The following is a 25669-nucleotide window of genomic DNA, read 5'->3' as shown; positions in this document are numbered from 1 at the left end:
AGCTACCTTCTTACTGGTTATGTGAAAATCTCCCACCAATCGATCTTCTCTCTAAAACGATGCCAGTAATACTCCTCTTGTTCAACGTCTTTGCTACATTCTACCATTGAAAGTGAACAGAAGTCAATTTCAAAAAAATCATCGAGCAGCTTTTGCTTTTTCTAAGGCCAAATCATAATCCGGCTCTTCAGCAATTTCAGTTGAGACAGCTTCGTAGACAAGTGTCCCTTCTTGATCGATGACAAAAATAGCTCGAGCCAATCGACCCATTGCCGGGATAAATAGACCGTAAGCTTCACCAAATGTTCCTTTTGTATCGTGAAGCAGTTCCATATCTACACCCTCAGCAGCACACCAATTAGCTTGCTCTTCTTTAGTATTATTTGAAATTGTTATAAATACAACCTCTTCCACTTTAGCAGCTTCTTGATTAAATCGTTTTGTCTGTAAAGAACAAACGCGCGTATCAATATCCGGAACCACGCTGATCAACACTGTTTTACCAGCAAGATCCTTAAGACTCACGATTTCATCATCAAGATTTGGCAACGAAAATGCTGGTGCTTTCATGCCCACCTTAGGCTGTTCACCAATGATTTCAACTTGCTCACCTTTTTTAGTTACGAACATTAACTTCTCCTCCTTAATTTAAAAGCGGAATAAGCCGCTTGATCCTGTAGAAAATTGGCTTTGAGACGCTTTTTGTCTCACAGGCGATTTATCTATTTTCCTAAGGATCGGTTTGTGCAGCTGGATAACGATAAAAGCGGAATGAGCCCGTTTAGTCTCGACTAGAAAATAGGAAAACATGACTGAGGCGCTCTTTGCCTCATTCAGGTTTTATCTTTTTCTTGAGAGACTGGCTCATGCAGCTGGATAACACGAATGATCAACACTTTCTTTCGAAAGTCTTGTACTGTTCAACATCAGTTCATTTTATTCACTGTGTTTCTCAGCAAAAGCGGAATGAGCCGCTCAATCTCGACTGAAAAATAGGAAAATATAACTGAGGTGCTTTTTGCCTCATTTATATTTTATCTTTTTTCCGAGAGATTGGCTCATGCAGCTGGATAATGATAAATGTGGAACAGGCTCGTTCAGCTCTGACAGAAAAATAGGAAATATTGAGTGAGACGCTCTTTGTCTCACTCAATATTTATCTTTTTTTCCGAGGAGCTAGCATGTACAGCTAGATAATACGAATGATCAACACTTTCTTGCGAAAGTTTTGTACTTTCAACATCAGTTCAATTTATTCACTGTGTTTCCCAGCAAAAGCGCAATACATTTTATTACCACTAAAATCCTTTCATTCATCCGCATCTATATCAAGTATAGTAGAAGCTCACCCAGATAACAATGTTCTTGCTTCTTAAGCTCTGTTACTAGTAAAGGTCTCGTCAAAGTAGATCAATGTCTGTAATTCTGTCGTCAAATCAATATATTGGACATTCACATTGTTAGGTACAGTCACGCGGTCTGGCGCAAAATTCAAAATAGCAGTGATTCCTGCATCAACAATCTTGTCGATGGCCTCTTGCGCATACTGACTTGGAACTGTTGAAATCGCAACAGTCACACCTGTTTTTTCAACTTCTTCCTTCAATTTTTCCATCGGTTGGATCACAATATCATCGATCGACAAACCAACGATTGCTTCTGACGAATCAAAAGCGCAAACGATATTCAGGTTTTCGTTACGGCGAAAATTATTTTTCACTAATGCTTTTCCTAGATTTCCACAACCGATCAACGCAATTCTCTTTTCTTCTTGCGTATTCAAAATATGGCTGAATACATCAATTAAATATGGTACATCATAGCCATAACCGCTGCGACCTAATTCTCCTAAGTGAGAAAAATCACGACGAATCGTGGCCGGAGGCACTTGAATCACATCGCTGAATTCTTTTGATTTAATTCTTGTGACACCAGAATCTCCCAACATTTTTAAATAGCGTAAATATAGAGGCAGTCGTTTCGCAGTTGCTTTTGGCATCTTTTTTTCTTTATGTAATTCTTTCATTTTCAGCTCTCCTTGTTACTCATTTCACATAACTAGTTTAGCATGCTTCTTGAGATGAGGCAACTTGTTTGTGAAAAAGAGAGCAGGTATGAGAAAAACCTAATAAATAAAAAGAACAGACTCGATAGCGTTATCAAGTCTATTCTTTCAACTTTTATAGTAAATCAGCAAATTCTTCTGATTGTTCACTCGTTTCAGTTATTTCACTAACTTTTAGACCAGCCATAGCACGTTTCATCAAGCCTTCTACATCTAGACGTGCTTCATACGCTTGTGCCTTATCCAGTCTTGGTCTCGTTTTTGGTTGCGGCGGAGCAAAAATCGTACAGCAATCTTCAAACGGCTGGATCGCAAGTTCAAAGGTATCGATTTTCTCAGCAATTTCAATGATTTCACCTTTATCCATAGAAACAACAGGACGAATGATCGGTGTATTTGTTACTTCATTGATTGCCACCATACTTTGCAACGTCTGAGAAGCAACCTGACCTAAAGATTCACCATTGATGATCACTAGCCCTTTTCTTTCTTCACGTATAGCATCTGTCAAACGTAACATCATGCGACGAGTAACAGTCATCAAATAGCCTTCTGGAACAACTCGTTTGATTTCTTCTTGAATTTCCGTAAATGGGACTTCTATAAATTGCATACTGCCGCCATAAGGTGCGATTTTTGCCGCTAAATCTTTGGCTTTTTGTAATGCTTGTTCGCTAGTATATGGTGGACTGGCAAAATGGATTGCTTCTACTTCCACGCCACGTTTCATAGCTAAATATCCAGCTACAGGTGAATCGATTCCACCGGAAAGCATCAACATACCACGACCTCCCGTTCCAACAGGTAAGCCGCCAGCACCTTTGATCGTTTCATAAGAAAGGTACGCACCTTCGTTTCGTATTTCAACTCGAATTTCAATATCGGGCTTTTTCATTTGTACAGTGATTCCTGGACAAACTTCAAACACTGCACCACCCAGCTCACGATTCAACTCATTAGAATCCAATTCAAAATTATGATCAGAACGTTTTGACGTGATTTTAAAAGTTTGACCTGGCTGATAGATTGTTTTGATAATCGTTTGCACCATTTCGCGAATGACAGGCATTTCTTTTTCTACTTGAATACTAGGAGAAAAATTTTGAATGCCAAAGATTTTTTCTAATTTCGGAATGATCTGCGTACTGTCTTCTCCATTGAGCAACAAATGCATGCGATCACGATCAGCATGAATCTTAACTGCGGGAAAATCACCTAGATTCCGTTTTACATTGTACGCAAGTTGAGAAATAAAGCTCTTTTTATTTTTCCCTTTTGTTGAAAGTTCGCCGTAGCGAACCATGATTTCTGTATAGTTCAATTTTCTTCAATCCTTCTTTATAAAGCTTGATTTATCAGCATTTCTGCTATAAGTACTTTTACCTTTTTTGAAATGCCAACATAAATATTTGCTTGAACTACTATAACACAGGGGCATCCAAATTTAAACACCTAATTCAGACAACTTACTTCGCCTTTTTTCAGCTTAACAATGAAGATAGACCGTATTCCCATCTAAAAAAGAGTCCAGAACAAAACTAGAAAACAGTTTTATTCCGGACTCTAAAAAGAGACTATAACCTACAATTTTTTTCATTTATTACAATGAATCATTTTGCATCGATAGATTAGATTCTATAAAAACTGCAAAAGACTGACAACGATCGGAACAACCACTACAAAAAGAATCGTGCTCGTTGTCACTACATTAGTCGCATATTTTACGTCTCCATGAGCCTCATTTGCTAGAATCGGTAAAACAGCAAGAGCAGGCGCAGATGCTTGAACAACTAACGTTTTTATCTCCAACATAGGCAGACTTCCCAGCATACTGCCGCCAAAAATGATCAGGGCAGCCATTACTACAGGAGATAAAACAAATCTTCCAAAGAGTGCAGCAATGGTGGGATCGTATACAATCGGCATGAACTCCACGACATGCTAGCTAAATAAAAAATAAAATAATGTCCGATTCGTATTGAAAATTTCCATTAAAAAATGGCGTTTTTCAAGTGCAGACGCCTTTTTTTGATATTGTTGGTAAGCCTGTTCCGCTTGTTCTTCGATCGTTTGAACAAAAGGCGGCAGCAAGCCACTCAACCCGTATTTTTCACGCTCTTCTTTGGTAAAAGCTGTTCCTTTATTCAGAAATGGATCGTTCAAAATTTCATGTCCGTTCTTCATTTTATTCCCTCCTTGCTATGATAAATTGAGGGTACCATCCTTATTTAATAAATACAAAAGATAGGTTTCAGTCAAATCAACTTTATCTGGTGATTTACTCGTTTTTATTATACGGTCCTTCTCTGGTTTTTGATCAAAAAAAGCAACTACGATCCGTTAGGACAGCCGTTGCTTCTCACTTTACTATTTAATTCAATATCGAAAACTTCTTATATAACTGATTAAAAATAATCATAAACTGTTCTGCTTCTGCAATCGTATTACTTTCATCTAAACTCAAACGAAGCGCGGAAGTTGCTAAGGAATCAGGGACCTTCATTGCGTGTAAAGTACTGCTGGCAATTTTTTTTCTACTAGAGCAGGCGCTAGTGGTCGATGTATAGATTTGTTTTTCCTCTAATGCATGAACTAAAACTTCTCCACGCACGCCTTTTAGTGCAAAACACAAAATATGCGGAGCAAACTCTGTCGTATCTTTTGAAAAAATTGCTACATTGCTATACTCCTGTAAGGCTTCAAGAAGATAACGACGTATAATTGCTGTATGTTCTGGTTTCTCATTTCTTTTATCCATATATAAACGTAATGCTTTCGCCATTGAAACGATCCCAGCCACATTCTCAGTTCCACTACGGTGATTCATTTCTTGACCGCCACCATTTAGTAGCGGCTCTAATTTTCGCCCGTGTTTCCAGTAAATAAAACCGACACCTCTGGGACCATGAAATTTATGTGCTGAAAAGGTCGCAAAATCAACTCGATCTGTCAGCCATTGTTCTTGATTTACTTTGCCAATCGCCTGTACTGCATCAACATGAAAATGAATCGTTGGATAAGCTTCTAAACATTCGCTAATTTCCTGAATCGGCTGGATCGTACCAACTTCATTGTTAACAGCCATAACAGATACAAGGATCGTGTCCTTACGAATCAATTTTGCCAACTCATCTACCTTGACACGACCATTTTCGTCTACTGGTGCGATCGAAAGTTCAAAGCCATTTTCTGCTAATTGTTCGGCCGTTTCTGAAACTGCTGGGTGTTCCACATTTGAAATAATGATATGACGTCCGAACTGTTTTTTCTCCAGTGCAGTTCCTTTTAATACCCAGTTGTCGCCTTCTGTTCCACCACTGGTAAAAAAGATTTCACTTGTTTTGACGTGCATCAGCTCTGCAATTTGTTCTCGAGCTTTTTCCAGTAAGCGACCTGCCTGTGTTCCTAAATCATGAAGACTTGAGGGATTACCGATGATTCGTTGACTTGTTTTTACATAAGTATCCAAAACCTGAGGATAAATAGCTGTAGTTGCGCTATTATCAAAATAAATCATTACATTACCTTCTTCTCTTTGAAATTCTTTCTTATTATATACTTTTCGAATTACCAGTTCAACAGGCAGTTTAATAGAAAAGGGTGAGACGACCAGCGTCTCACCCTTTATTTTTAAATTGCATCAAGATTATTGAAATAGAAATCTTCGATTCTTCTGAATGCTCCCGGCTCAACTCGTTCCAGTGCTGTGCCAATTTCATCTAATGCATCTTGGTATCTATATTCTTTTGAGAACAGTTCTAAACTATTTTCCATTGCTACACGAATTGCTTCATGTGTATGGCGATAACGATTTGCATACTGCATCATTTGTTCTGTTAATGCAGCTGAATTAACCAAGTCATTGGTCTTTTTATCTAATAGTTCCAAATCTTCGTTACATAAATCAGAAAGCTTTTTGATTTCTTCCATATTGATTCGAATTCTATTCAGTGCCTTGCTTAATTCTTCGATGCGGTCAGTTGCCACAAAGAAAAATTCCAAGTAGTCAGCTGGTAATCCTGGTAAACGTTGTTTTTCAACATAACGTTTGATATTACGCAAACGGAAATCATATTGATCGACTTTTTCTTGTGCTGCTTTTTCGCCTTTACGCAATTCTTTTAATGAGTCATCGATTTCAACTTGTTGATTTTCGATGTCATCAAGAATCTTGTAGCAATCCTTGAAGAATGCTTGAACTTCTGAATAAGGAATTGTATGTTCTTTTAATTTCGGCTCGAAATCTTCATAACGGCGAATCAATTCTTCGATCTCAGACTGGAAGCCTCTTGAGCGTCCTAGCTCATTATGATTCAACGTATAGCTTTGTGATGTGTGATCCAATTCGATCATCAATTGACGATTATTTTTTAGCGTATGTGCAATGTAGTCTCCAACGACTTTGTGATTTGTAACTACGTATTTCTTCGCGTTCATCTCACGTTCCATGATTTCATACAACGCATCGATGGCATTGGCAGTATCACGGTTCGCTACTTCTACTGCATCAACTTCTGTTTTTTCTAGATCAACTGTTGAATTTTTCACGCGTTTTTGCACGCGTCTCAATTCTTCAGTAAAATTCTTTTCAGGGAATACATAGTGATCTGCAAGCAGACGTTTGTATCCTTCTTCGATTTCTTTCAATTGATCCGGGAAAGTTCTAGTCAGCTCATCATAAAGCGGTGGAATACGTTTCATGACATCATCTAATTCATAGGTATGACGTTCTGCATTCTCCAAGACTTCACGAGCTTCGATCGGATCACCCGATGTATTCAATGTAACGAATTGAGTAAACTCAAGTTCGATATTTTTGATTTGTTTTTGCAATTCTGGATAGGCTGAACCGAATTCAGCTTTTTCATCATGAAGCAACTTGCTAAGTTCTTCATAAACATCCAGCGCTTTTTGAACTTCAAGTGAATTACGTTCTTCACTTTCACGCAGTTCTCTTAATCCGTTACGGATGATCTCGACTTCTGATTCCATCTCGTCCATCGTATCTTCAGCTGCAGCAACGGCTTTTTTTGCTTTCATAAAACGAAAAGATTCATTCAACTCTTCAACTTCAAATATCTGACTTTCTAGTTCTGCAAAAGAACGAGTCGAAATTTCCGTCCAACGTTGATTCCATTCTCTAAATGTGTTTTGGCTTTGACCAACCATATGCATCTTTTTGACATCGTCGACTTCTTCGATCACTGGTAAGTCAAACAGCTCTTCTTTCCTCTTTTCCAGATTATCGAGTTTCATTTGATTTTTCTTTCTCATAAAAAATCCAACTAAATACAAAACAGCTGCGATGATTATTATAGCTAAAACTACGATAATGATCAGATTATTCTTCATTCAGGGAACCTCCGTTTATTAGTCCATCTATGCTATACGACCTTCTCTCAGAAGCAACTCTTCTGAATGGATTGGATCGTATGATTCTCTTATCTACTTTAAATAGTCCTTAAAAACACCTACAGAAAATTATATCACAAACCGTTCTTTCAAGCACTAACTAATTGTATTTTTTTAAGAAATGTTTTGAGTTTGTAATATTGGCTCATTTTTTAGGGCAACCATTAGCCAGTGTAACCTATTTTGTCCAACTCTTGCAACTTTTTACACACATCGCTTAATGTCTCCAAATCATCATCTGCCAATGATTGATCCATACCGAACTGAGTGTCTTTCAATGCCCAAACAGTCAATCCAGCACTATGAGCCGAAAGGATGCCTTTTTCAGAATCTTCGATAGCCAGACAATCTTCTACTGCTATACCTAACTCTTTTGCTGTATGCTCATAGATTTTAGGATCAGGCTTACTTTTCTCAAACAGAGATCCCGTTATGACTACATCAAAAAAACTTGTTAGCTGCCCGATCTTCAATACTTCCTGAATAACATCCATTTTTGATGATGATGCCAACCCGATTTTGTAGCCTTTTCTTTTTAAAAATTGTAAAACTCTTTTAGCATCCGGCTCGATCAACTCACTATAGTCGATCGGATGGTTAATTTTATACTGATGGTATTTCTCAGTTAAAAAGACTTCATCATACTCTGTATCATTTTCTTCAAGGATCAATTGCCATAAACTGCGCATGTCTGCCCCAACAAACGATGCGATCGGTAACTTTTCGATGGATAACCCATATTCTTTAAGAAAGGCTTTTCGACGCTGGTAGTAAAATGATTCACTATCCACTAAGACCCCATCCATATCGAAAATGATCCCTTCGTATTTTTGTCTCATTTTTGTGCTCCCTCTGCTTCAATTCTTGTCCAACTTTACTAGTCTAACAAAAGTTTGAAAAAAAATGAAGAAATTTGTTGAAAAATAACTGAAAATAACAAACAAATAACCTTTTGGTAGTTGATTTTCTATAGATATTTCGGTATCCTTTTACTATTAATGAAAAATTTATTAAAATTAGGAGTGAAAAAAGTGAAAGTCATAAAATTCGGAGGCAGCTCTCTCGCTTCTGCTGCTCAATTAGAAAAAGTTTTAACAATCGTAAAAGAAGACACTTCACGAAAGTTTGTCGTTGTTTCAGCTCCTGGTAAGCGTTCTTCAGATGATATCAAAGTAACTGATTTGCTGATAGCCTATTACAATGCATATTTAAATAATGAAAAAACGACAGCTGCTATTGAAAAAATCGTTGCTCGTTATGAAGCAATTCTTGATGAACTCAACATGAGCAAGGAAATTTTAGCAGATATTACGCAAGCGATCCAACGATTAGCTACATTACCAAAAGAAAATAATCCGCATCTTCTCGATGCATTTTTAGCTAGCGGTGAAGACAATAATGCTAAATTGGTGGCAGCATTTTTCCAGCAGCGCGGATTGAACGCTTGTTACAAAAGCCCGCTTGATTTAGGCTTGATCGTTACAGATGAACCGGGAAATGCCCGTATTTTGCCATCCTCATTAAGTAAGATCAATGCCTTTAAAGCAACTGAAGAGATTTTAGTCATTCCTGGTTTCTTTGGTTTTACAGAATCTGGAGAGATTTGTACATTTTCAAGAGGCGGGTCTGACATTACAGGATCGATCGTTGCAGCTGGTGTGGAAGCGGATATTTATGAAAACTTTACCGATGTCGATGGTATTTTTGTTGCTCATCCGGGCATCGTACGTGAACCAAAAACTATCACTGAATTGACCTATCGTGAAATGCGTGAACTAGCGTATGCTGGTTTTGCTGTCCTTCACGATGAAGCGTTGATGCCTGCTTACCGTGCAAATATTCCAGTAGTGATCAAGAATACGAATAATCCTTCTCATCCAGGTACATTGATCACAACTTCTCGGATGGTCAAACATGATCCAGTAGTTGGGATCGCAAGCGACCAAGGTTTTGCCAGCATTTACATTAGTAAATACTTGATGAATAGAGAGTTAGGATTTGGACGACGTTTACTACAGATTTTAGAAGAATTAGGCTTAAGCTATGAACATATGCCTTCTGGAATCGATGATATTTCGATTATTTTAAGAGAACGTCAACTGACAGTTGAAATCGAAGAAGAATTGATGAACCGCTTAGAAGAAGAACTTGAACCAGATGAATTACGTATCACTCACGGTTTATCTATGCTGATGATCGTAGGTGAAGGAATGCGTCAGCGGATCGGGGTGATGGCTGACAGTACAGCTGCGCTGGCAGAAAATAGAATCAACTTGGAAATGATCAACCAAGGGTCTTCTGAGGTCAGTATCATGTTTGGTATTCGTGAAGATCAGGAAAAACGAGCAATACAAGCACTTTATCAAACATTTTTTGCCGACCAGAATAGTTGATCAACGGTCTATTACACAAATATATTAAAAACATACCAGATTGAACGTTTTCTGGTCTGTTTTTTTATATGCTGTATGTTTTTAATACTCTAGCTGGAGTACAATAGATTTATAACTGAATTTGAAAAAAGGTGGGAATGTATATGATTGAATTGGTCAATGTAACGAAGAATTATGGTACAAAACAAGCATTAAAAGAATTGAATTTGAACATCAAACAGGGAGAAATTTTTGGCTTTTTAGGACATAATGGTGCCGGCAAATCCACAACGATCAAAAGTTTAGTAAGTATTATCCAGCCTTCAAGCGGTTCTATCGCAGTCGACGGATTATCATTATCTGAACATCGTGAAACAATCAAGAAAAAAATTGCCTTTGTTCCCGATACACCAGATATTTTTTTACAATTGACTGCTGACGAATATTGGGATTTGATCGGTGCAGCTTATGAACTTGATGCATCAAAAAAACAACAGCGTTTGGACGAGCTTGCCACTTTATTTGACATGCAAAGTCATCGAGATGAAACCTTAGCCGGCTTTTCACATGGTATGCGGCAAAAAACAATTATTATTGGCGCCTTGCTGCCAGACCCTGATATATGGATCTTAGACGAACCGTTACAAGGGCTAGATCCGCAAGCTGCATTTGATTTGAAACAAATGATGAAAGCACATGCTGCTAAAGGAAAAACCGTCATTTTTTCAACGCATGCCCTAGATACTGCCCAACAATTGTGCGACGAGCTAGCCATTTTGAAAAAAGGCGAACTGATTTACAATGGCTCTGTGGATGATTTACTTGATCAATCTCCTAATGAGTCTTTAGAGGAGATCTACTTAAAAATGGCTGGTCGTCAGTCGGATGCACAACTAGCGCAAACGCTTGAAGGTGAACAGTATGAATAAAAGTCAGTTACTTGAATTAACACGTGTCAACCTGCGCTATGCCAATCCTCAGGTAACGGATCGGGCTAGAAAAAAAGGAAAAAGCGGAAAAGCTTTAACTCGTTCTTTGATCGGCCAATATTTACTTTCTGGTATTCTATTTCTATTTATTTACGGCTTGACGATGTTCATCATCGATTTTAGCAAAATGCCTGGTTATTTTACGTATTATGTTGCCCTATTTGGAATTTTAGCGTTCTCTCAAGGCATTTCAGTTATTTATAATGTCTTTTTTGAGAGTCAGGATTTAGCTGCTTATCTACCCTTGCCATTTCGTCAACGTACGATTTTTTCAGCTAAAATTCTTGTTGTGGCCTTAACCGTTGTCCCATTTGTCTTTCCTATGTTTGTCGTCTTTTTATTAACTGGCTGGCGTTCTGGGATATTTATCCCCCTAACTCTACTGCTGTCCATTGTTCTATTTGTTTTGATAATTGCTCTGGTTTTTTCCATCTGCTGTTTGATCGTTTTTGGTTTGACTAGAACGGCTGTTTTTAAAAAACACAAGAAAATCGTCACTAGTCTTTTGTTAGGTATTTCTATGGCCATCGCCATTATCGGGATCTTATCGATGAATGCTCAAAGTTCGTCGATCGAAACAAGCCAACTTGATAGGCAACCGATCAGCTTTTTGATGCCTATTTTTCATATTGCTTCCACTCCATTTTCGGTTGCTGGAATGACAAGTTTTGCAGGACTTTTGCTCGTGTTTATTTTATTATTAGGTGCCATAAAACTATTTATTTTACCGAAACTATATGAACAACTTGCAGATGCTTCGTCTGCTACTGAAACTCGCCGACGTAAGCATAAATCTGATCAATCACTAAATCAGCTATTCATTAACTATAACAAACAATTACTGAAGGAACCAAATCTGATCATGCAGGTGCTTTCCAGCTCTTTGTTGATGCCTGTGATTTTCATTGTTTCTTTTGCTTTTAGCGGTTCGCTAAATTTGAGCCATTTAGAAACGCGTTTTATTGGTGTTGTCTTTTTAACTGGTGTTGCACTAGCCTTTATGACAACGAATCAGACCTCTTTTATCAGTAATCTTATTTCATTGGATCAAGAAAATTTTCATTTTGTACGTTCATTACCGATTTCAATGCGTCATTATCTAAAACAAAAATTCAAAGTTGGGCTGGTGGTTCAATCGATTTTGACTGGTGGGATCGCTCTGGCTGGCGGCTTACTTTTCCGACTTCCGATCTTATTTCTTATTAGTCTGATAGTCGGTGCACTTTTAGGTAGTTATCTGCTTTGTTTGAGATTTTTTGCTAGAGATCATCGCTTGCTTTTATTAGATTGGACTAATCTAAACCAATTATTCAGTCGAGGCAGCGGAAACGTGGGGTTAGTTTTGACTCTGCTTGTTTCAATATTCGGAAGCTTGATCGTTTTAGCAGGTTATGGTTTTGCTGCGGCTTACTTCCCATTTTGGCCTTTGAATTTAGCGGTATTGGCTGCAGTTGTATTCATTTCATTTCTCTTGATTCTTTACTATCAAAAGAACTTTTGGCAACGATTTGATTGATCATTGAAAAAAGTGTCTGGGACAAAACTCTGCGAGTCAAATCAAGGACACCTGGAATCTGGATAAACGGTGAGAGCAGAAGCAATCCCTTCGGAAATAAGAAAGAATTCACAAAAATTTGGAAAACAATTTTCGTGAATTCTTTCTTATTTCTCGGGATTAAACACTTCTTTCTCAACCTCTTTTTGATTCCCGTTGTCGTTCAAGCTCAGCTTTGATCTTGGGTTCAGGAGCAAAGTCTTTTTCCCAATTATCTGGTTTAAGCACTTTGTGTGTGACGGGATGGTAGTGAGGCTTCCCGTCTGGAAATAATTTGCCCATGTTCGCTTCATGAACGATCGAAAAAATTTCTGTCGGATTCACACCTAAAAGTGAAAAGGAACCATAAGTAAAATAAAGCAAATCAACTAGTGCATCTACTTGTTCAACTAAAGGATCTGTGACGATTTTTTCTTTACTCAATACTTTCTCTACAGCCTGATCGACAGACTCTTTCAGCTGTTCGATCATTTGTTCAAATTTTTCTGGATCATTATTCGCCGATCCATATAAAAACTCGACTAATTCTTCTATCTTAAAACCCGCTCGTGCTACCGCACGCTCAGGAGAAAACTCCGTTGGTACATCCGGCCGTCTATTATCAAACCTCTCGTGAAATGCCTCAGTTTTTTCAAATGGATCATCGATCTTCATAACATACCTCCTAAATTAAAAGCGGAACAAATCGTCTAATCCTGTAGAAAATTAGGAAATTGACAGTGAGACGCTCTTTGTCTCACCGTCAATTTATCTATTTTCCTAAGGATTGATTTGTGCAGCTGGATAACGATAAAAGCGGAATGAGCCGTTCTGTCTCGACTGAAAAATAGGAAAATATAACTGAGGTGCTTTTTGCCTCATTTATATTTTATCTTTTTCCAAGAGACTGGCTCATGCAGCTAGATAAAGATAAAAGCGGAACAGGCTCGCTCAGCCTTGACAGGAAAATAGGAAAAATCGATTGAGGCGCTTTCTGCCTCACTCTATTTTTATCTTTTTCCCGAAAGGCTAGCCTGTGCAGCTAGATAACAATAATAGCGGAATGAGCTCGTTCATGCTCAACACCTTCACTTATTTTCTTCGTCTTGCTTCTAGAAATTATTATCAGAAATAATCCCATAATGCAGTAACGCTTGATAAATCCCGTCTTCTTCATTCGATCGTGTAACAAAATCAGCTGCTTCTTTCACTGCCTCTTCCGCATTTCCCATTGCAACACCTATGCCTACTCCTAATAACATCTCTAAATCATTCCAGCTATCACCGAAAGCCATGATCTCATCCATTTGTATGCCAAGTGCTTCAGCGCACTGCTGAATACCGATCAACTTAGAACCACCTGCTGGAATGATATCTACTGTATAGGGATTGGAACGGGTCAGATGACAATCAGGCAGTTGTTCTTTTAACCTATCCAATTCTTTTGGCGGACTCAACAATACACATTGATAGATCGGCTCTTTCAAAATACTTAGTTCAGCATAACGTTGATCTTTCCGATGGATCGAAAGTCGGCTTATCAAATTTTTTGTAAAGGTCATTGGTAATCGTTTAGGGATGAAGCGCGATAGCTTTTTAGCCCATTTATTCTGACCAAAACGCATCAAGGAACTGCCCTCCATACTCCTTCGGCTACCAAACATGATCTGACGATGGTAACGGTCAGAAAATTGAACAATTCTTTTAAGCGTTTCATCAGGAAAATGAGCAGAACGAATCGTCTTTTCATCATTGTAAACTAGCTGTCCATTATAAGTAACAAACACATCTAAATTCAAAGCATCGATTTTCTGACTAAGATGGATCGGTCCTCTTCCTGTTGCTATCCCGCAAATGATCCCCTGCTGTTGGGCTATGGCGATTCCCTGTTTAGTCGATTCCAGCGCTTTGCCATGTTTGTTCACCAATGTTCCGTCAATATCAAAAAAAATGGCTTTTATCATCCGCTGTCCTTTCTTTAAATTACTCATATTCACACTAAAACAAATCGATCTGCTTTGGATTCAGCTGGTCATACTCTATTCCAAGTGCCGCTTTCATCTCAAGCAGATTTCCTGCTGCATCGCCGCCGGAATTATTATTAAAAATCACCCCGACTTCTTTAGCTGACCCAGCAATCTTTTCCACCGCTTCACTCAAATCTGCAATTTCATCAGCATTATAGCGATATAAGGTTCTCTTTTTACGCCAGTCCTTGTCGTTGGCCATCCAACCAGCTGCGTTACGTCCATGCAGTCGAAATAAAACAAACTGTTCATTTGTAACAAATGGGAAAAAAGGGACTGGATTGGTTGGGATCTGCGGTTCATCAACGATCACTAGCGAAAAGTCATTTTTCTTCATGAAAGACAATGTCTGCTTGAGATACTTCTCTGCATACCATGACCCATTTCGCAATTCGATCGCTAGCGGATAACCGGCAAACCAATGACGGATTTTTTCCAAATACTGAACATTCTCTTTTGTGCAGCTAAATGTCCCTGAAAATTGAACCAGAAAAGCATACAATTTGCCGCTTTCGATCATTGGCTGCATGCTCGTTAGAAATGCCGTCACCATTTCCTGCTCATTTTGATAATATTGCTGCCACTCTCCCTGACAGCTGATTCCGCTGTATACTTTCATGACAAAACGAAAGTTATCAGGAACAGATTTTGTCCACTCTGTGACCGACTCTTGTCTAGGAATACCGTAATAAACCGTGTCCATCTCAACGAATGGTAGATAGCCCGCATATTCATAAAGTGTTGAACGTTTTTTTCCGGTCAACGTATCATGCTCATTAAAAGAAGTCAAACCTAATCGAATCAAAAGAACATCTATCCTTCCTATTTTTAAATTATTACCAACAAATCGTTCAAAGGATCATTCTCTTATTTTATACTAAAAAAGACTGAGACAAAACAAAAAATTGTCTCAATCTTTTTTTAAATTTCGTGTACTAGTTATTGGCTCTTTTTCCAAGTCATGTTTGCTTCGCAATAGAGTTGACCTGCGATCCGAATTTCATGACGAGTTTGTTTGCCGCTTTCTTCATCGAGTATTTCAAAGTGACTTTCTATCTCCTGACCATACTCTACTTCCTTATCAAACTTGACATTGATGAAGGTTGGCTCGTAAGTCGTTAAAAAGTCGTAGCCTAAAACGTCTAGTAACCAATTAAAGTAAATGGCATTATTTACATGTTGATTTCCATCAATATCAAAATAGCGGACGCGATATGGAAGAAACTCTCCTGCTTCTATTTTTTCAATTTTCTCACCACGGTAAATTTTTGTGATTTTTTCACTTTCGTACGGCTCGATAATTTCCGGTAATACACTACTCATTTTTCGATTCTCTTTATCCATTAAAACAAACGTTGACTTGATCAAGACACATTCATTGCCTTCTTCATCATGGATCCAAAAATTTCTATAGCAAAAGTATTTATTATACGACATTGCCTGCGTCGTTATTGTCAGCTTTTCCCCTACTATAGGTAAACGAGTAATGTGGATTTCATAATTCGTAATGACCCAGCCAAGACCAAATGACGCGACGTAATCCGCTCCACGCTCTAAGGCATCACTTTGTTCCTCTGAGGTTTTGATCACCACTGCCAGCATAGATGGAATTGTCATCTTTCTTGTAATATCTCCATCATAGTATGCAACTTCATATGGTGTTGTAAATTTTTTTCCCACTGGATCTCCTCCTTTTTTCAACATAACCAGTTAAATTATAACATAAGACTTTTAAAGTGAGAACGCTGATCGTGGCTTGATCAACGTATTGAGAAAACAAAAGTTTAAAATATAAAAAAGATATTTTTGAAATCAAATAAAAAAACTTTCCAAAATAGAGAAAAAATATCTCCCATCTTGAAAAGCTTTCACCCTTATCTATTTGTCACATAAAAACTCCCAGGAACTAATTTTTTCAAACTATACGTGTCCAGTATTGCCGTAAGGGGACACTAAAGTCAGTAACTCTAAAAGTGTTTCCATCTCCATACCTCCAAAAAATTAGTTGCTTCTATAGGAATAATACCATACTATTATATAAAACTATAAATATAATGCATAAACATAGAGGGGAATTATATGAGAATCAAAGGAGACATCATCCGTTCCGTAAGAAAACAAAAAAAACTATCACAAGTCACTCTTGCTGCAGGTATTTGTACCCAAGGAACAATCAGTAATATCGAAAATAAAAATATCTGTGACAGTCTTGAAATCCTTGATGCGATCTGCAAAAGATTGAACCTTAGTCTAGAAAGTGTTCTAGATGATAACGACGAAAAAAAATTGACAAATTTATTGAATACAGTAGAAGAGTTATGTAATACCTTTAAGCATAAGGAAGCACAAGCTCTTTTGAAAGAATCCACGATCAACGTTTCTGATTTTCAAAATAGAGAATTGGAAATTCGCTGGTTCTATTATATGGGGATCACAAATCTCTTAGGCTACAATAATACAACTGACAGCCTATTTTACTTTTATCGCGCGGATGAACTTGGAGATGCAAATTCGATTTATGCGATCCTTTCTGTCAATAGCTTAGGAATCGTCTATGAAATGGCAGATGAATTAGATAAAGCACAAGTTTATTATGAAAAATCAATTGAAATGCTGAATAAAATGACGGTCAAAATGCCGATCAAGGCGACAAAAGTTTACTTTAATACAGCTAAATTCTATTCTTTGATCAAAAACTACGAAGCTGCCTTTGAGCTTGCTTCAAAAGGAATGGCGCTGAATAAGACCTATCAATCACTTTATATGCTGGATCTTCTAGCTTATGAAGCTGCATTCAATGCGTTTATGTTGTCGGATGATTTGATTGTCCCAGACTACAGTAGTGCGAAAGCTTTTGCTGCTTTTAATGACAATCAAAGTCTTTTGAACGTGATCAAAAACGATGAAAAAGAATTGAAACGCTAAAACGCCCCACAATATACGTCTTAGAAAAAGAGAACAGATAGCGATATACCACGTTATTTGTTCTCTTTTTTTTAGTTATAAATCATACGTTTATAAATTATTCATTTTATATTATATATATTATTTGAATAATATATATAAGAATGTTATAATCTTTTTGTAAGCGCTACAAAAACATTTTTTAGGAGGAATTAGAGTGAAAAAGACATTGTTAAAAGCTGTTCTGTCACTTAGTTTATTAGCCGGAGGTTTATTCGTTACAACCGCAGTTGCTGATGCCCACGGATATGTTTCTTCACCTGGAAGCCGTGCATACTTCGGTAGTGCTGCTGGTGGAAAAGTCAACAAAAATGTTGGTCGTGCTGAATGGGAGCCTCAAAGTATTGAAGCTACTAAAAATACCTTTATTACTGGAAAGTTAGCAAGTGCTGGTGTGACCGGATTCGAACCTTTGGATGAGCAGACTGCTGATCGCTGGGTAAAATCAGATATTACAGCAGGTCCACTTAGCCTCACCTGGACACTGACAGCACGCCACAGAACTTCGACTTGGAACTACTATATGACAAAACAAGGTTGGAACCCTAATCAACCTTTAGACATCAAAAATTTTGATTTGATCGGTACCGTAGATGATAATGGGACGATTCCTGAAGCAAGTGTTAAACACACTGTAACTGTCCCTGCTGATCGTAAAGGCTATCATGTTATTTACGCAGTTTGGAACGTCTATGATACAACAAACGCATTTTACCAAGCAATCGACGTGAACGTAAAATAATCCAACTTATCGATCAAAAGGAGAATTTAGAATGAAAATCAAACAACTTATTCCAGCGGCTTTAATCGTTTCCGGTATCCTTGCCGGCGGTCTTTTCACCAGCACACCTGTAGAAGCAGCTGATGCTGCCAGTGATATGGTCAGCGTAGCAAATAAAAAGGTCTTAGTTGGCTATTGGCATAACTGGGCGTCTAAAGGAAGAGATGGCTACAAACAAGGAACATCGGCAAATATCTCTTTAACAGACATCAACAAAGCTTATAATGTAGTCCCTGTTTCCTTTATGAAAAGTGACGGTGTCAGTCGAATCCCGACATTCGCCCCTTACAACAAAACAGATGCGGCATTTCGTCAGGATGTAGCAACGCTGAACAGTCAAGGTCGTGCTGTATTACTTGCTTTAGGTGGAGCTGATGCTCACATTCAATTACAAGCTGGTGATGAGCAGGCATTTGCCAATGAAATCATCCGCCAAGTAGAAACTTACGGGTTTGACGGACTTGATATTGATTTAGAACAATCTGCTATTACGGCAGGTGATAATCAGACTGTTATTCCAGCAGCACTAAAAATTGTAAAAAATCACTATAAAGCACAAGGTAAAAACTTCATTATCACAATGGCACCTGAATTCCCCTATTTAAAACCAGGTGCTGCTTATGAAAAATATATTACCTCTTTGGATGGCTACTATGACTATATTGCGCCACAATTATATAATCAAGGTGGCGATGGTGTCTGGGTAGATGAAATCATGAAGTGGATCCCACAAAGTGACGATACACTTAAGTATGAATTCCTTTATTACATGTCTGATTCAATGATCCACGGAACAAGAACATTCTTAAAAATCCCTAACGATAAATTGGTCTTAGGTTTACCAGCAAATGTAGATGCTGCTGGAAGCGGTTATGTTATCGATCCAACGGCTGTCTACAAAGCATTAGATCAATTGAAAAAAGATGGCAACCCAATCAAAGGTTTGATGACTTGGTCAGCAAATTGGGATGTCGGCACAAATGTCAATGGTGTATCATACAATAATGAATTTGCAACAAGATATGCGCAAATTTTACAGTAACAGGTCATAAAAGAAAAAAAGAGGAAAACTAAACGGATGTTTAGTTTTCCTCTCTTTTTTCGAATAAATGGTGAGACAAAAGCAGCTTATTTCCTGGGAACTAACCGCTTTTGTCTCAGCCTTTTTTATTTAACTGACGTTAATTTTTAGTACCTCTAACCATAAATTCGCCCATATCGATTAGGTCATTCGTCGTTTTTGTTCGATAAACGCCTTCTTTTCTTAAATGATGATACAAGGTAGAAATCGAAATCCCGCAGCGTTTTGAAATTTGTTCAGCGGGAAGCTTCGTATTATGGTATAACTCAAGCGCTTCATTGACCTGATCAACTAAAGGCGGTCGACCTAAAACCACTCCTTTTTGCTTTGCAGCATTCAGTCCTGCTAAAACACGTTCCCGAATCAATTCTGCTTCCATCTCAGCAAAAGCACCCATGATCGTAAAGAAGAATCGGCCCATTGGTGTTGAGGTATCGATGTTATTTTCAATACTGACAAAATTGATATTCAGTTCATTGAACCGCTCCAGTAAAACAAGCAACTGCTTTGTTCCCCTTGCTAACCGATCTAATTTGAAAATCACAAATGTATCGCCCGGTTCAAGAATATCTAATGCCTTGTTCAGCTCATTTCGAAAGCTTTTCCGTCCACTTTCATACTCTTTAAAAATCATATCTACACCGTAATCATCCAGTGCCTGTTGTTGTGAATCAAATTTTTGAAGATGTGTACTAACACGCATATACCCAATAACTGCCATAGCTTTTCTCCCCCTTTGATAACCAAGAGTTTTCTCCTATTTTTAAAATCCCTATCATCTCTTAACTAATACTTTGCGGATCAACATAAATGGAATAATAGTGTCCTTTTAACGCCAATAGTTCGTCATGTGTTCCTTCTTCAACGATTCTGCCTTGATCCATTACCAAAATCCGATCGAAATGCTTGATCGTATTTAAACGGTGGGCAACGATGATACAAGTAAAGTCATACATTTTTAGTCTATTCATAATGAAGTTCTCCGAAATATTATCTAATGAGCTTGTCGGTTCATCCATCAATAATAAACTTGTTTCTTTGACTAACGCACGAGCAATCGAAATCCGCTGCATCTGACCGCCAGACAAATTCATACCGCCTTCTGAAATTTGTGTTTCCAAACCTAACGGTAAGTTCATTATGATTTCGTCTACTTTAGAATCAAAAATCGCCTGTTCCACCCGATCTTGCGCGACATCATTTTGATTCAACACGATATTTTCATAAAGTGATGCATTAAAAATCGTTGGCTTTTGATTCACGATACTCACACAGCTTTTTATAGACGTTTCATCAATTTTACTTATATCGATATCATTAAAACGAATGTCTCCAGCACTAACATCATATAAGCCTGCCAACAGCTTCAATAACGTACTTTTCCCAGATCCGCTTTTCCCAACGATCGCAACTTTTTCTCCTGCTGCGATCTTGAAGCTGACAGACGTCAAAATTTCTTCTTCAAAATGACTGTATTTGAATGAAATATCATTTGCTGCAATTTCATCAATACGAGTGATCTTTTCATCTGCCTGTGTTAAACGAGGACTCTCTTTGGCTTCTAAAATCTCATTCAGCTTACCAAAATAAGAGCGCAATAAAAGTAACTCCGTATAAGAATCAAACACTGTAACGATCGGTGTGATAAAAGCTCCTGCCAATGCATTAAAACTGATCAGTTCCCCTAAAGTCACTTGACCGGCTACGACCTGCATCAATCCGATATAAATCAATGTGATCGGTAAAATAAACTGAATCGAGGTTTGAATCGTTCTGACCCAAGTTGAAAAGCGACTCTTCTCAGCCCGTAAACCAATTTGATTTTTGAACTCATTCCGCCACTTTGTATAAAACTCGTTTTCAGATCCTGACGACTTCACAGTCTCCATTCCTTCAAACAATTCAACTAAAATACGCTGCACTTTTGATTGGGCAATCAATTCTTTATTAGTGATGCTTTGAACTCTTCTCGAGTTGACTACGGAAATCAACCCCATAAGTAATGCACCGAAAATTGCAATCAATGTCAATTTAACAGACATGCTGATCATCAAAATCAAGTAAATAAACACGAAAAGGAAATCGACAAAAATCGTTAACATTCGCTGGCTCATGATTTGCTGGATGATCACACTTAAATTCGCTCTAAAAATCAAATCACCCGTCGAACGATTAATGAAAAAGCGCAAGGGCAGATGAATGATTTTTTGCATAAATTCTTTCATCAATGTTAAATCGAATAAGTTTTCCAATAAAATCAATACTAAACCTCTGGCCACCTGTAAAAAATAATAGGCGATAAATAATGCCAAAATAGTTAAGCCGATCTGAAGCCCGTTGCTGACCACAGAATCTGCACCATCGATGATCATTTGGGTGATTCGTGGAACGATGATCGTCACACCTTGTATAAGCAGCGTTAATAAAATAAAAACTGCTACACGCGCTTTTTTACTCTTTAAAATATCTTTCAATATGACCCATGTCGCATTTTTTGCTTTTTTTCTTTGTGACACAGTGACATCGATATCGACTAAAATCAGTGCAATATTTGAAAAACCAGCGATGAATTCTTCTCGTCTGATTTTTTTTCTCCCTGTAGATGGATCAAGGATGATGGCCTCTTTCGCTGTTAGCTTTTCTAAAACAACGTAATGTCGCTCTTCCCAAAAGCAAATCGTTGGTGCTGTTTGTTCTTCTAAAACATCTAATTCCAGTACTCGGATCGCTTTCGTTTCAATTCCTCTATCCAGTAAAATTTGGTAAAGATTGGTTAAGGTATTCCCACCTTTGGGTACGCCATAGACATCGCGCAAGTGGCTCAAGGTCACATGATCATCATAATAATTCAATACCATAGCGGTACAAGCAAGACCACATTCACTATGTTCACTTTGCTCAATAAATGGAACTTTTTTCACCAAAACAACGCCCCCTTTCTTATTTTTTTGGTAAAGTCAGTGTTAATACATCTGCTGTTGTTTCTGGGGTATGCATTCGTAAAATTTGATGGCCGATTCCAGATAAACCAGTAAATAAGCCGTATTTAGGAATTGTCGGCAGCCCTTCGAAGGTATAGGCTTGGTTCATGATTTTCGTCTTTATTTTCTCTTGTTTCTCCTTGATTTTTGCTTTCTGTTCAGCAGTTGCAAAAGTTGTTTCTCCGAAAGCATTCAAAAAGGCTAGGTCCCCTAAATTTCCATGACAGAGACAGTCATCTCTTTTATCCTGTGCAAGCAGACGATCTGCTGCAAGTTGAACCTCTGACTGCAATTTTGAATCCGTAAAGCCAGTATTCAAAAGATCCAAATAAGCTAAACCAATCCCCGTAGAACCATAACACCACAAGTCATTGACCATCGGCGGTACAGGTCTGAGATCCAGCCAACCTTTTTGCTTAGGATCAAAGGTCGTACGTTCTTTGATCAAACATTTTTTTATGATCAATTCAACTTCTGGATCATCTGTAACTGTCAGCAAACTATTGGCCGCATGGATCACTCCTGAATAACCATGAGCAAATCCACCTTGCGTTACCTTGCTTAAGTCCAAATCGAATAATAATCGTTTCGCAAAATCATAATAGCGCCGCTGCCCCGTTTCTTGATATAAAAGCACAAACACTTTAATGATCGAGGCTGTCCCGCCATTCCAGTCATAGCTTTCAATCGTTTCCGGATCATAGTTGGTCATATATTTTTCAGCAATCGATTCCGCAGCCTGCAGCAATTGCTCTTCTTTGGTCATTCTATAGGTATAAAGTAAAGGATAGACTGCTGCAAAAGAACCGTAGAATGCAGAAACACTGTCTACATAATCTTCTTCAAGTTTCAGCACTAGCTTTTCGGCTAATCGATAGGCTTCTTTAAATTGCGGCTCTTTTAGTGCATGATAGAGTTCACTGAAATACAAATACATTCCTGTAATGCCATCATAAAAATTCTCGTTCATCACATTGACCACATAATTGTCAGGCGAAGATTCTTCAATATCTTTCCAAGCGATCGAATCTTCTCCCAAAAAGGCAGCTTCAAGGATCGCTTCGCCAATTGCATAGGCACCCTTTTCAAAAATCGTTTGTCCAGTGATATCTTTTAACGGAACTCGTTTTTCTTGGAGATCTGTTGAGTGATACAGACCAAAGGATGTTTTTAAATAATCCAGCTGTTCTGTTTCTTCTTGTTTGGAGTAACCTTTGACTTTTGCTACCTCTAAATCGATTGCTCTATCAAGATACATATCCTTGATCACTTCTCCTTGACTAGCAACAAGATCACGACTGCTAGTAGGATTGAAGAAAATCGGCACGTCATGCTGAAGCATATCTCTTACTTCAAACGGCACAGGCTGAGCATTGGAATATCCATGCATCCAAAGATTTTCGAATAATTTTTCTCTTTCGATGTAGTCGACCATACATGTCGGATGTGTGGAATAATCAAGGAGATCTCCATAGCTTTGCGTTGTTTTGATCACATTACGAACAAGACAATCTGAAAAAATATTTTCTACGATTTCCGCCAATGTTTCTTGATTATTCAGTGCAAAAGCAGAAAACTCCTTAAAGCCTTTCACAATGGTGTCAATATACGGAACAAAATCAACTTTTTCTCCATGATACATTGGAATATTTTCAGCAGCATCGGTGATATGCTCTTGATATAAAAACTGCATATTCACAGAATCAAAATTGACAAGCTTCAAAACCTTATACGGTAATTTTTGTTCTCCCCCACTCAAAGCACTCAGTTGAATTCCTTTTGATGCCCCTTCGACATCTTCTTCCGCACGTTCTTCAAAAAGATAAATCGGCACTAAACCGCTCATCACTACGGATTCACCATTCTCCTGCATTACTTTAACGATCGCATTTTGGCTGTCCGGCATTGGAAAATGATTTTGAATGATCGTTTCCAAATCGATCAATACAGGATACTTTTCAAAAGCCAGGACGTTTTCTAAATGAAAATCATTACCGTTAAGCAAATATACTAAAGCAATCGTTTGACCAAATTGACGATAATAGTGATGCACGTCTGCTTCTGTTGCACATTCCAGATAAAGCAAACGTTCTTCAAACGAATAGTTTTCTTTCACTATTTTAGTTGTTAAATAAAAATCAAATGACGCATCTAATTTTTGTACCTCTGCCACAAATCGATCAAAACGCTCACTAATAGCTAAATTTTTGGGTTTATACACAAGTTCTGATTCTCCATGAAACGTTAAAATTGCCACTGATTTCCCACGATCATGTGAATCTCCAGCACCCATTTTTAACCCAGTCAAACTAAGAGGGAGTCTTAGTTTGAAAATGTCATTCAACTCATCCTGACTTTCATCAAGTGCTTCCATCAGCTCTTTAAAATTAACAAGCTGAAAGCTGATAGTTTCTGCATATAGCCTTGCTAATACTGGATAGTGAGCAAAAAAGTCTGCTACTTTTTCTTTTGAATCAAAACGAGAGATGAGGTACTTTTGAAACGCCTTTTTCTCATCAAGTTCCGGCTCTATTTCCAGCTTTTCTTTCGTTACGTGTAAATCATATACAAAGGTTCTAAGCCCGATATCCATGAATCGATTGATGACTTCACCGACATAATCCATCATTGCACTCGCTTGCACCTCTACTTCTGAAAACTCTTTCAAGATTTCTTTGAGCTTCCGTTCAAAATAATCGATATGCAGACGTAAGGCATAGGTAAAATTAGCTTTGCTTTCGTCAAACACGTCATTGACGAGATGATCATCCTGTTCCAAAATCTCTTGAGTCATTTGAAGCCAATCTTCTGTTTGAATTTCTGAAAAAATATAGTCTTTTTCTTCTTCTGTCAATTCTTTGATGGCCAGATCAAACTCTTCTTTTGTCAATCTTGCAAACTGGAGGATTTCTTCAAATCGTTCATCCGTTACCGTAGTCGGTCGGCTTCGCCATTTTGTATAGTTTTCAAGTGATGAGGTATTCGGTGATTCTGTTTTCCCAACATAGTATTTTTTTAATAGATCATATCGTTGACGGATCGAGGTTGCTTTAGCTAAATTATTAAGACTCATAGCTAGTCTCCTTTAAATCAATTTATTTATGTAAATTCTCCTGAATTAGTTCCATATTAAAAATAAGTGCTAGATAAATTGCCTTTTTTAAAGGCAACTTATCTAGCATCGAGTTATTTTAGATTACCAACCGCAACATCTTGAAGAGCAGCAGCTATAGCTACATCTTGTAGAGTAACAGCTACTTGATGATGAAGATGATGAAGATGAAGACCAGCTCCATCCGAAGAAGCTCCCTTGTACTTTATTCATTTCTTCTGGTGTTAATTCTTCAAAAGATTTTCCAACTTTTTTTTCAGCAGTTTTGTTCATAGTTTTTTTCCTCCCATTATGTTTTTTCCTAATAATAAAGTGTGCACATTTATTATTTATCTATTTAAACTGGACGTT

20 protein-coding genes, 1 pseudogene and 1 other annotated feature (1 of these 22 cut by a window edge) are annotated in these 25669 nt (G+C 37.9%); of the genes and pseudogenes, 6 read left to right on the top strand and 15 right to left on the bottom strand.

The features are described 5' to 3' along the window. Positions 1–94: a binding site (T-box leader), on the bottom strand (it extends 129 nt beyond the left edge of the window). 44 nt (positions 95–138) lie between these two features. From tpx to IGI58_RS11425, 7 genes and pseudogenes are all read right to left on the bottom strand, one after another. After that, positions 139–630 carry a thiol peroxidase gene (tpx, locus tag IGI58_RS11455; RefSeq protein WP_225534912.1) on the bottom strand — a complete coding sequence of 164 codons (492 nt, stop codon included), beginning with the start codon at positions 628–630 and terminating at the stop codon, positions 139–141. 742 nt (positions 631–1372) lie between these two features. Further along, positions 1373–2026 carry a redox-sensing transcriptional repressor Rex gene (locus IGI58_RS11450; RefSeq protein WP_225534911.1) on the bottom strand — a complete coding sequence of 218 codons (654 nt, stop codon included), beginning with the start codon at positions 2024–2026 and terminating at the stop codon, positions 1373–1375. A gap of 154 nt (positions 2027–2180) precedes the next feature. Continuing rightward, positions 2181–3386 carry a tRNA uracil 4-sulfurtransferase ThiI gene (gene thiI / locus IGI58_RS11445; RefSeq protein ID WP_429953289.1) on the bottom strand — a complete coding sequence of 402 codons (1206 nt, stop codon included), beginning with the start codon at positions 3384–3386 and terminating at the stop codon, positions 2181–2183. A 314-nt stretch (positions 3387–3700) separates the two neighbouring features. Further along, positions 3701–4249 (bottom strand): annotated as a pseudogene (locus IGI58_RS11440) (hypothetical protein). Between the two features lie 187 nt (positions 4250–4436). Next, positions 4437–5582: a cysteine desulfurase family protein gene (locus IGI58_RS11435; RefSeq protein WP_429953291.1), complete on the bottom strand. Its 1146-nt coding sequence runs from the start codon at positions 5580–5582 to the stop codon at positions 4437–4439. Positions 5583–5695: 113 nt separating this feature from the next. Further along, on the bottom strand, positions 5696–7417 hold the full coding sequence (ezrA, locus tag IGI58_RS11430) for a septation ring formation regulator EzrA (RefSeq protein ID WP_087642239.1): 1722 nt from the start codon (positions 7415–7417) through the stop codon (positions 5696–5698). Positions 7418–7641: 224 nt separating this feature from the next. Continuing rightward, positions 7642–8316, bottom strand: a complete 675-nt coding sequence (locus tag IGI58_RS11425; protein WP_429953292.1) for an HAD family hydrolase — start codon at positions 8314–8316, stop codon at positions 7642–7644. Between the two features lie 192 nt (positions 8317–8508). On the opposite strand from IGI58_RS11425, the gene IGI58_RS11420 reads away from it, so the two are divergent. The 3 genes from IGI58_RS11420 to IGI58_RS11410 all read left to right on the top strand — a co-directional run bounded on the left by IGI58_RS11420 (position 8509) and on the right by IGI58_RS11410 (position 12354). Then, positions 8509–9870, top strand: a complete 1362-nt coding sequence (locus IGI58_RS11420; RefSeq protein ID WP_087642237.1) for an aspartate kinase — start codon at positions 8509–8511, stop codon at positions 9868–9870. 143 nt (positions 9871–10013) lie between these two features. Continuing rightward, positions 10014–10778 (top strand): ABC transporter ATP-binding protein, encoded by a 765-nt coding sequence (locus IGI58_RS11415; protein WP_429953293.1) that lies wholly within the window; start codon positions 10014–10016, stop codon positions 10776–10778. Next, on the top strand, positions 10771–12354 hold the full coding sequence (locus IGI58_RS11410) for an ABC transporter (RefSeq protein WP_429953294.1): 1584 nt from the start codon (positions 10771–10773) through the stop codon (positions 12352–12354). Before IGI58_RS11415 ends, IGI58_RS11410 begins: the two co-directional genes overlap by 8 nt. Before the next feature lie 174 nt (positions 12355–12528). Here IGI58_RS11410 and IGI58_RS11405 read toward each other — a convergent pair whose 3' ends face one another. The 4 genes from IGI58_RS11405 to IGI58_RS11390 all read right to left on the bottom strand — a co-directional run bounded on the left by IGI58_RS11405 (position 12529) and on the right by IGI58_RS11390 (position 16079). Further along, a complete protein-coding gene (locus IGI58_RS11405; protein WP_087642233.1) occupies positions 12529–13047 on the bottom strand; it encodes an HAD family hydrolase in 519 nt (172 codons plus the stop codon). A 437-nt stretch (positions 13048–13484) separates the two neighbouring features. Further along, positions 13485–14336 (bottom strand): Cof-type HAD-IIB family hydrolase, encoded by an 852-nt coding sequence (locus IGI58_RS11400; RefSeq protein ID WP_429953295.1) that lies wholly within the window; start codon positions 14334–14336, stop codon positions 13485–13487. A 34-nt stretch (positions 14337–14370) separates the two neighbouring features. Next, positions 14371–15204 (bottom strand): DUF72 domain-containing protein, encoded by an 834-nt coding sequence (locus IGI58_RS11395; protein WP_429953296.1) that lies wholly within the window; start codon positions 15202–15204, stop codon positions 14371–14373. A 134-nt stretch (positions 15205–15338) separates the two neighbouring features. After that, complete coding sequence (locus IGI58_RS11390; RefSeq protein WP_225534887.1) at positions 15339–16079, bottom strand: acyl-ACP thioesterase domain-containing protein; 741 nt, start codon at positions 16077–16079, stop codon at positions 15339–15341. Positions 16080–16478: 399 nt separating this feature from the next. On the opposite strand from IGI58_RS11390, the gene IGI58_RS11385 reads away from it, so the two are divergent. The 3 genes from IGI58_RS11385 (at position 16479) to IGI58_RS11375 (ending at position 19186) form a co-directional block, all read left to right on the top strand. Beyond that, the gene (locus IGI58_RS11385) at positions 16479–17324 is read left to right on the top strand and encodes a helix-turn-helix domain-containing protein (RefSeq protein WP_225534886.1); all 846 of its coding nucleotides are present in this window, start codon (positions 16479–16481) and stop codon (positions 17322–17324) included. Between the two features lie 196 nt (positions 17325–17520). Further along, positions 17521–18105, top strand: coding sequence for a lytic polysaccharide monooxygenase (locus IGI58_RS11380; RefSeq protein ID WP_429953297.1), 585 nt, complete (start codon positions 17521–17523; stop codon positions 18103–18105). A gap of 31 nt (positions 18106–18136) precedes the next feature. Then, a complete protein-coding gene (locus IGI58_RS11375) occupies positions 18137–19186 on the top strand; it encodes a glycosyl hydrolase family 18 protein (RefSeq protein WP_429953298.1) in 1050 nt (349 codons plus the stop codon). A gap of 139 nt (positions 19187–19325) precedes the next feature. On the opposite strand, the gene IGI58_RS11370 is transcribed toward IGI58_RS11375, so the two are convergent. The 4 genes from IGI58_RS11370 to IGI58_RS11355 all read right to left on the bottom strand — a co-directional run bounded on the left by IGI58_RS11370 (position 19326) and on the right by IGI58_RS11355 (position 25591). Continuing rightward, complete coding sequence (locus IGI58_RS11370) at positions 19326–19946, bottom strand: recombinase family protein (protein ID WP_087642226.1); 621 nt, start codon at positions 19944–19946, stop codon at positions 19326–19328. A 61-nt stretch (positions 19947–20007) separates the two neighbouring features. Further along, positions 20008–22146: a peptidase domain-containing ABC transporter gene (locus tag IGI58_RS11365; protein WP_429955309.1), complete on the bottom strand. Its 2139-nt coding sequence runs from the start codon at positions 22144–22146 to the stop codon at positions 20008–20010. Between the two features lie 19 nt (positions 22147–22165). Next, entirely contained in the window at positions 22166–25279 is a 3114-nt protein-coding gene (gene lanM, locus IGI58_RS11360; RefSeq protein ID WP_429953299.1) for a type 2 lanthipeptide synthetase LanM, read from the bottom strand. Positions 25280–25402: 123 nt separating this feature from the next. After that, the gene (locus IGI58_RS11355; RefSeq protein WP_140405352.1) at positions 25403–25591 is read right to left on the bottom strand and encodes a serine-rich class II lanthipeptide; all 189 of its coding nucleotides are present in this window, start codon (positions 25589–25591) and stop codon (positions 25403–25405) included. Positions 25592–25669: the final 78 nt, after the last annotated feature.

This window comes from Enterococcus sp. AZ020, assembly GCF_050499205.1.
Classification (GTDB): Bacteria; Bacillota; Bacilli; order Lactobacillales; family Enterococcaceae; genus Enterococcus_L; species Enterococcus_L dunnyi.
The sequence above is the reverse complement of the archived record's forward strand: the minus strand, read 5'-3'. Positions and strand labels throughout refer to the sequence as shown.

Coding starts and splice junctions, on each gene's coding strand:
- IGI58_RS11435 (WP_429953291.1), bottom strand. CDS start 5,582: ATGATTTATTTTGATAATAGCGCAACTACAGCTATTTATCCTCAGGTT.
- IGI58_RS11385 (WP_225534886.1), top strand. CDS start 16,479: ATGAGAATCAAAGGAGACATCATCCGTTCCGTAAGAAAACAAAAAAAA.
- IGI58_RS11425 (WP_429953292.1), bottom strand. CDS start 8,316: ATGAGACAAAAATACGAAGGGATCATTTTCGATATGGATGGGGTCTTA.
- IGI58_RS11450 (WP_225534911.1), bottom strand. CDS start 2,026: ATGAAAGAATTACATAAAGAAAAAAAGATGCCAAAAGCAACTGCGAAA.
- IGI58_RS11370 (WP_087642226.1), bottom strand. CDS start 19,946: ATGGCAGTTATTGGGTATATGCGTGTTAGTACACATCTTCAAAAATTT.
- IGI58_RS11405 (WP_087642233.1), bottom strand. CDS start 13,047: ATGAAGATCGATGATCCATTTGAAAAAACTGAGGCATTTCACGAGAGG.
- IGI58_RS11375 (WP_429953298.1), top strand. CDS start 18,137: ATGAAAATCAAACAACTTATTCCAGCGGCTTTAATCGTTTCCGGTATC.
- ezrA (WP_087642239.1), bottom strand. CDS start 7,417: ATGAAGAATAATCTGATCATTATCGTAGTTTTAGCTATAATAATCATC.
- lanM (WP_429953299.1), bottom strand. CDS start 25,279: ATGAGTCTTAATAATTTAGCTAAAGCAACCTCGATCCGTCAACGATAT.
- IGI58_RS11400 (WP_429953295.1), bottom strand. CDS start 14,336: ATGATAAAAGCCATTTTTTTTGATATTGACGGAACATTGGTGAACAAA.
- IGI58_RS11355 (WP_140405352.1), bottom strand. CDS start 25,591: ATGAACAAAACTGCTGAAAAAAAAGTTGGAAAATCTTTTGAAGAATTA.
- tpx (WP_225534912.1), bottom strand. CDS start 630: ATGTTCGTAACTAAAAAAGGTGAGCAAGTTGAAATCATTGGTGAACAG.
- IGI58_RS11415 (WP_429953293.1), top strand. CDS start 10,014: ATGATTGAATTGGTCAATGTAACGAAGAATTATGGTACAAAACAAGCA.
- IGI58_RS11410 (WP_429953294.1), top strand. CDS start 10,771: ATGAATAAAAGTCAGTTACTTGAATTAACACGTGTCAACCTGCGCTAT.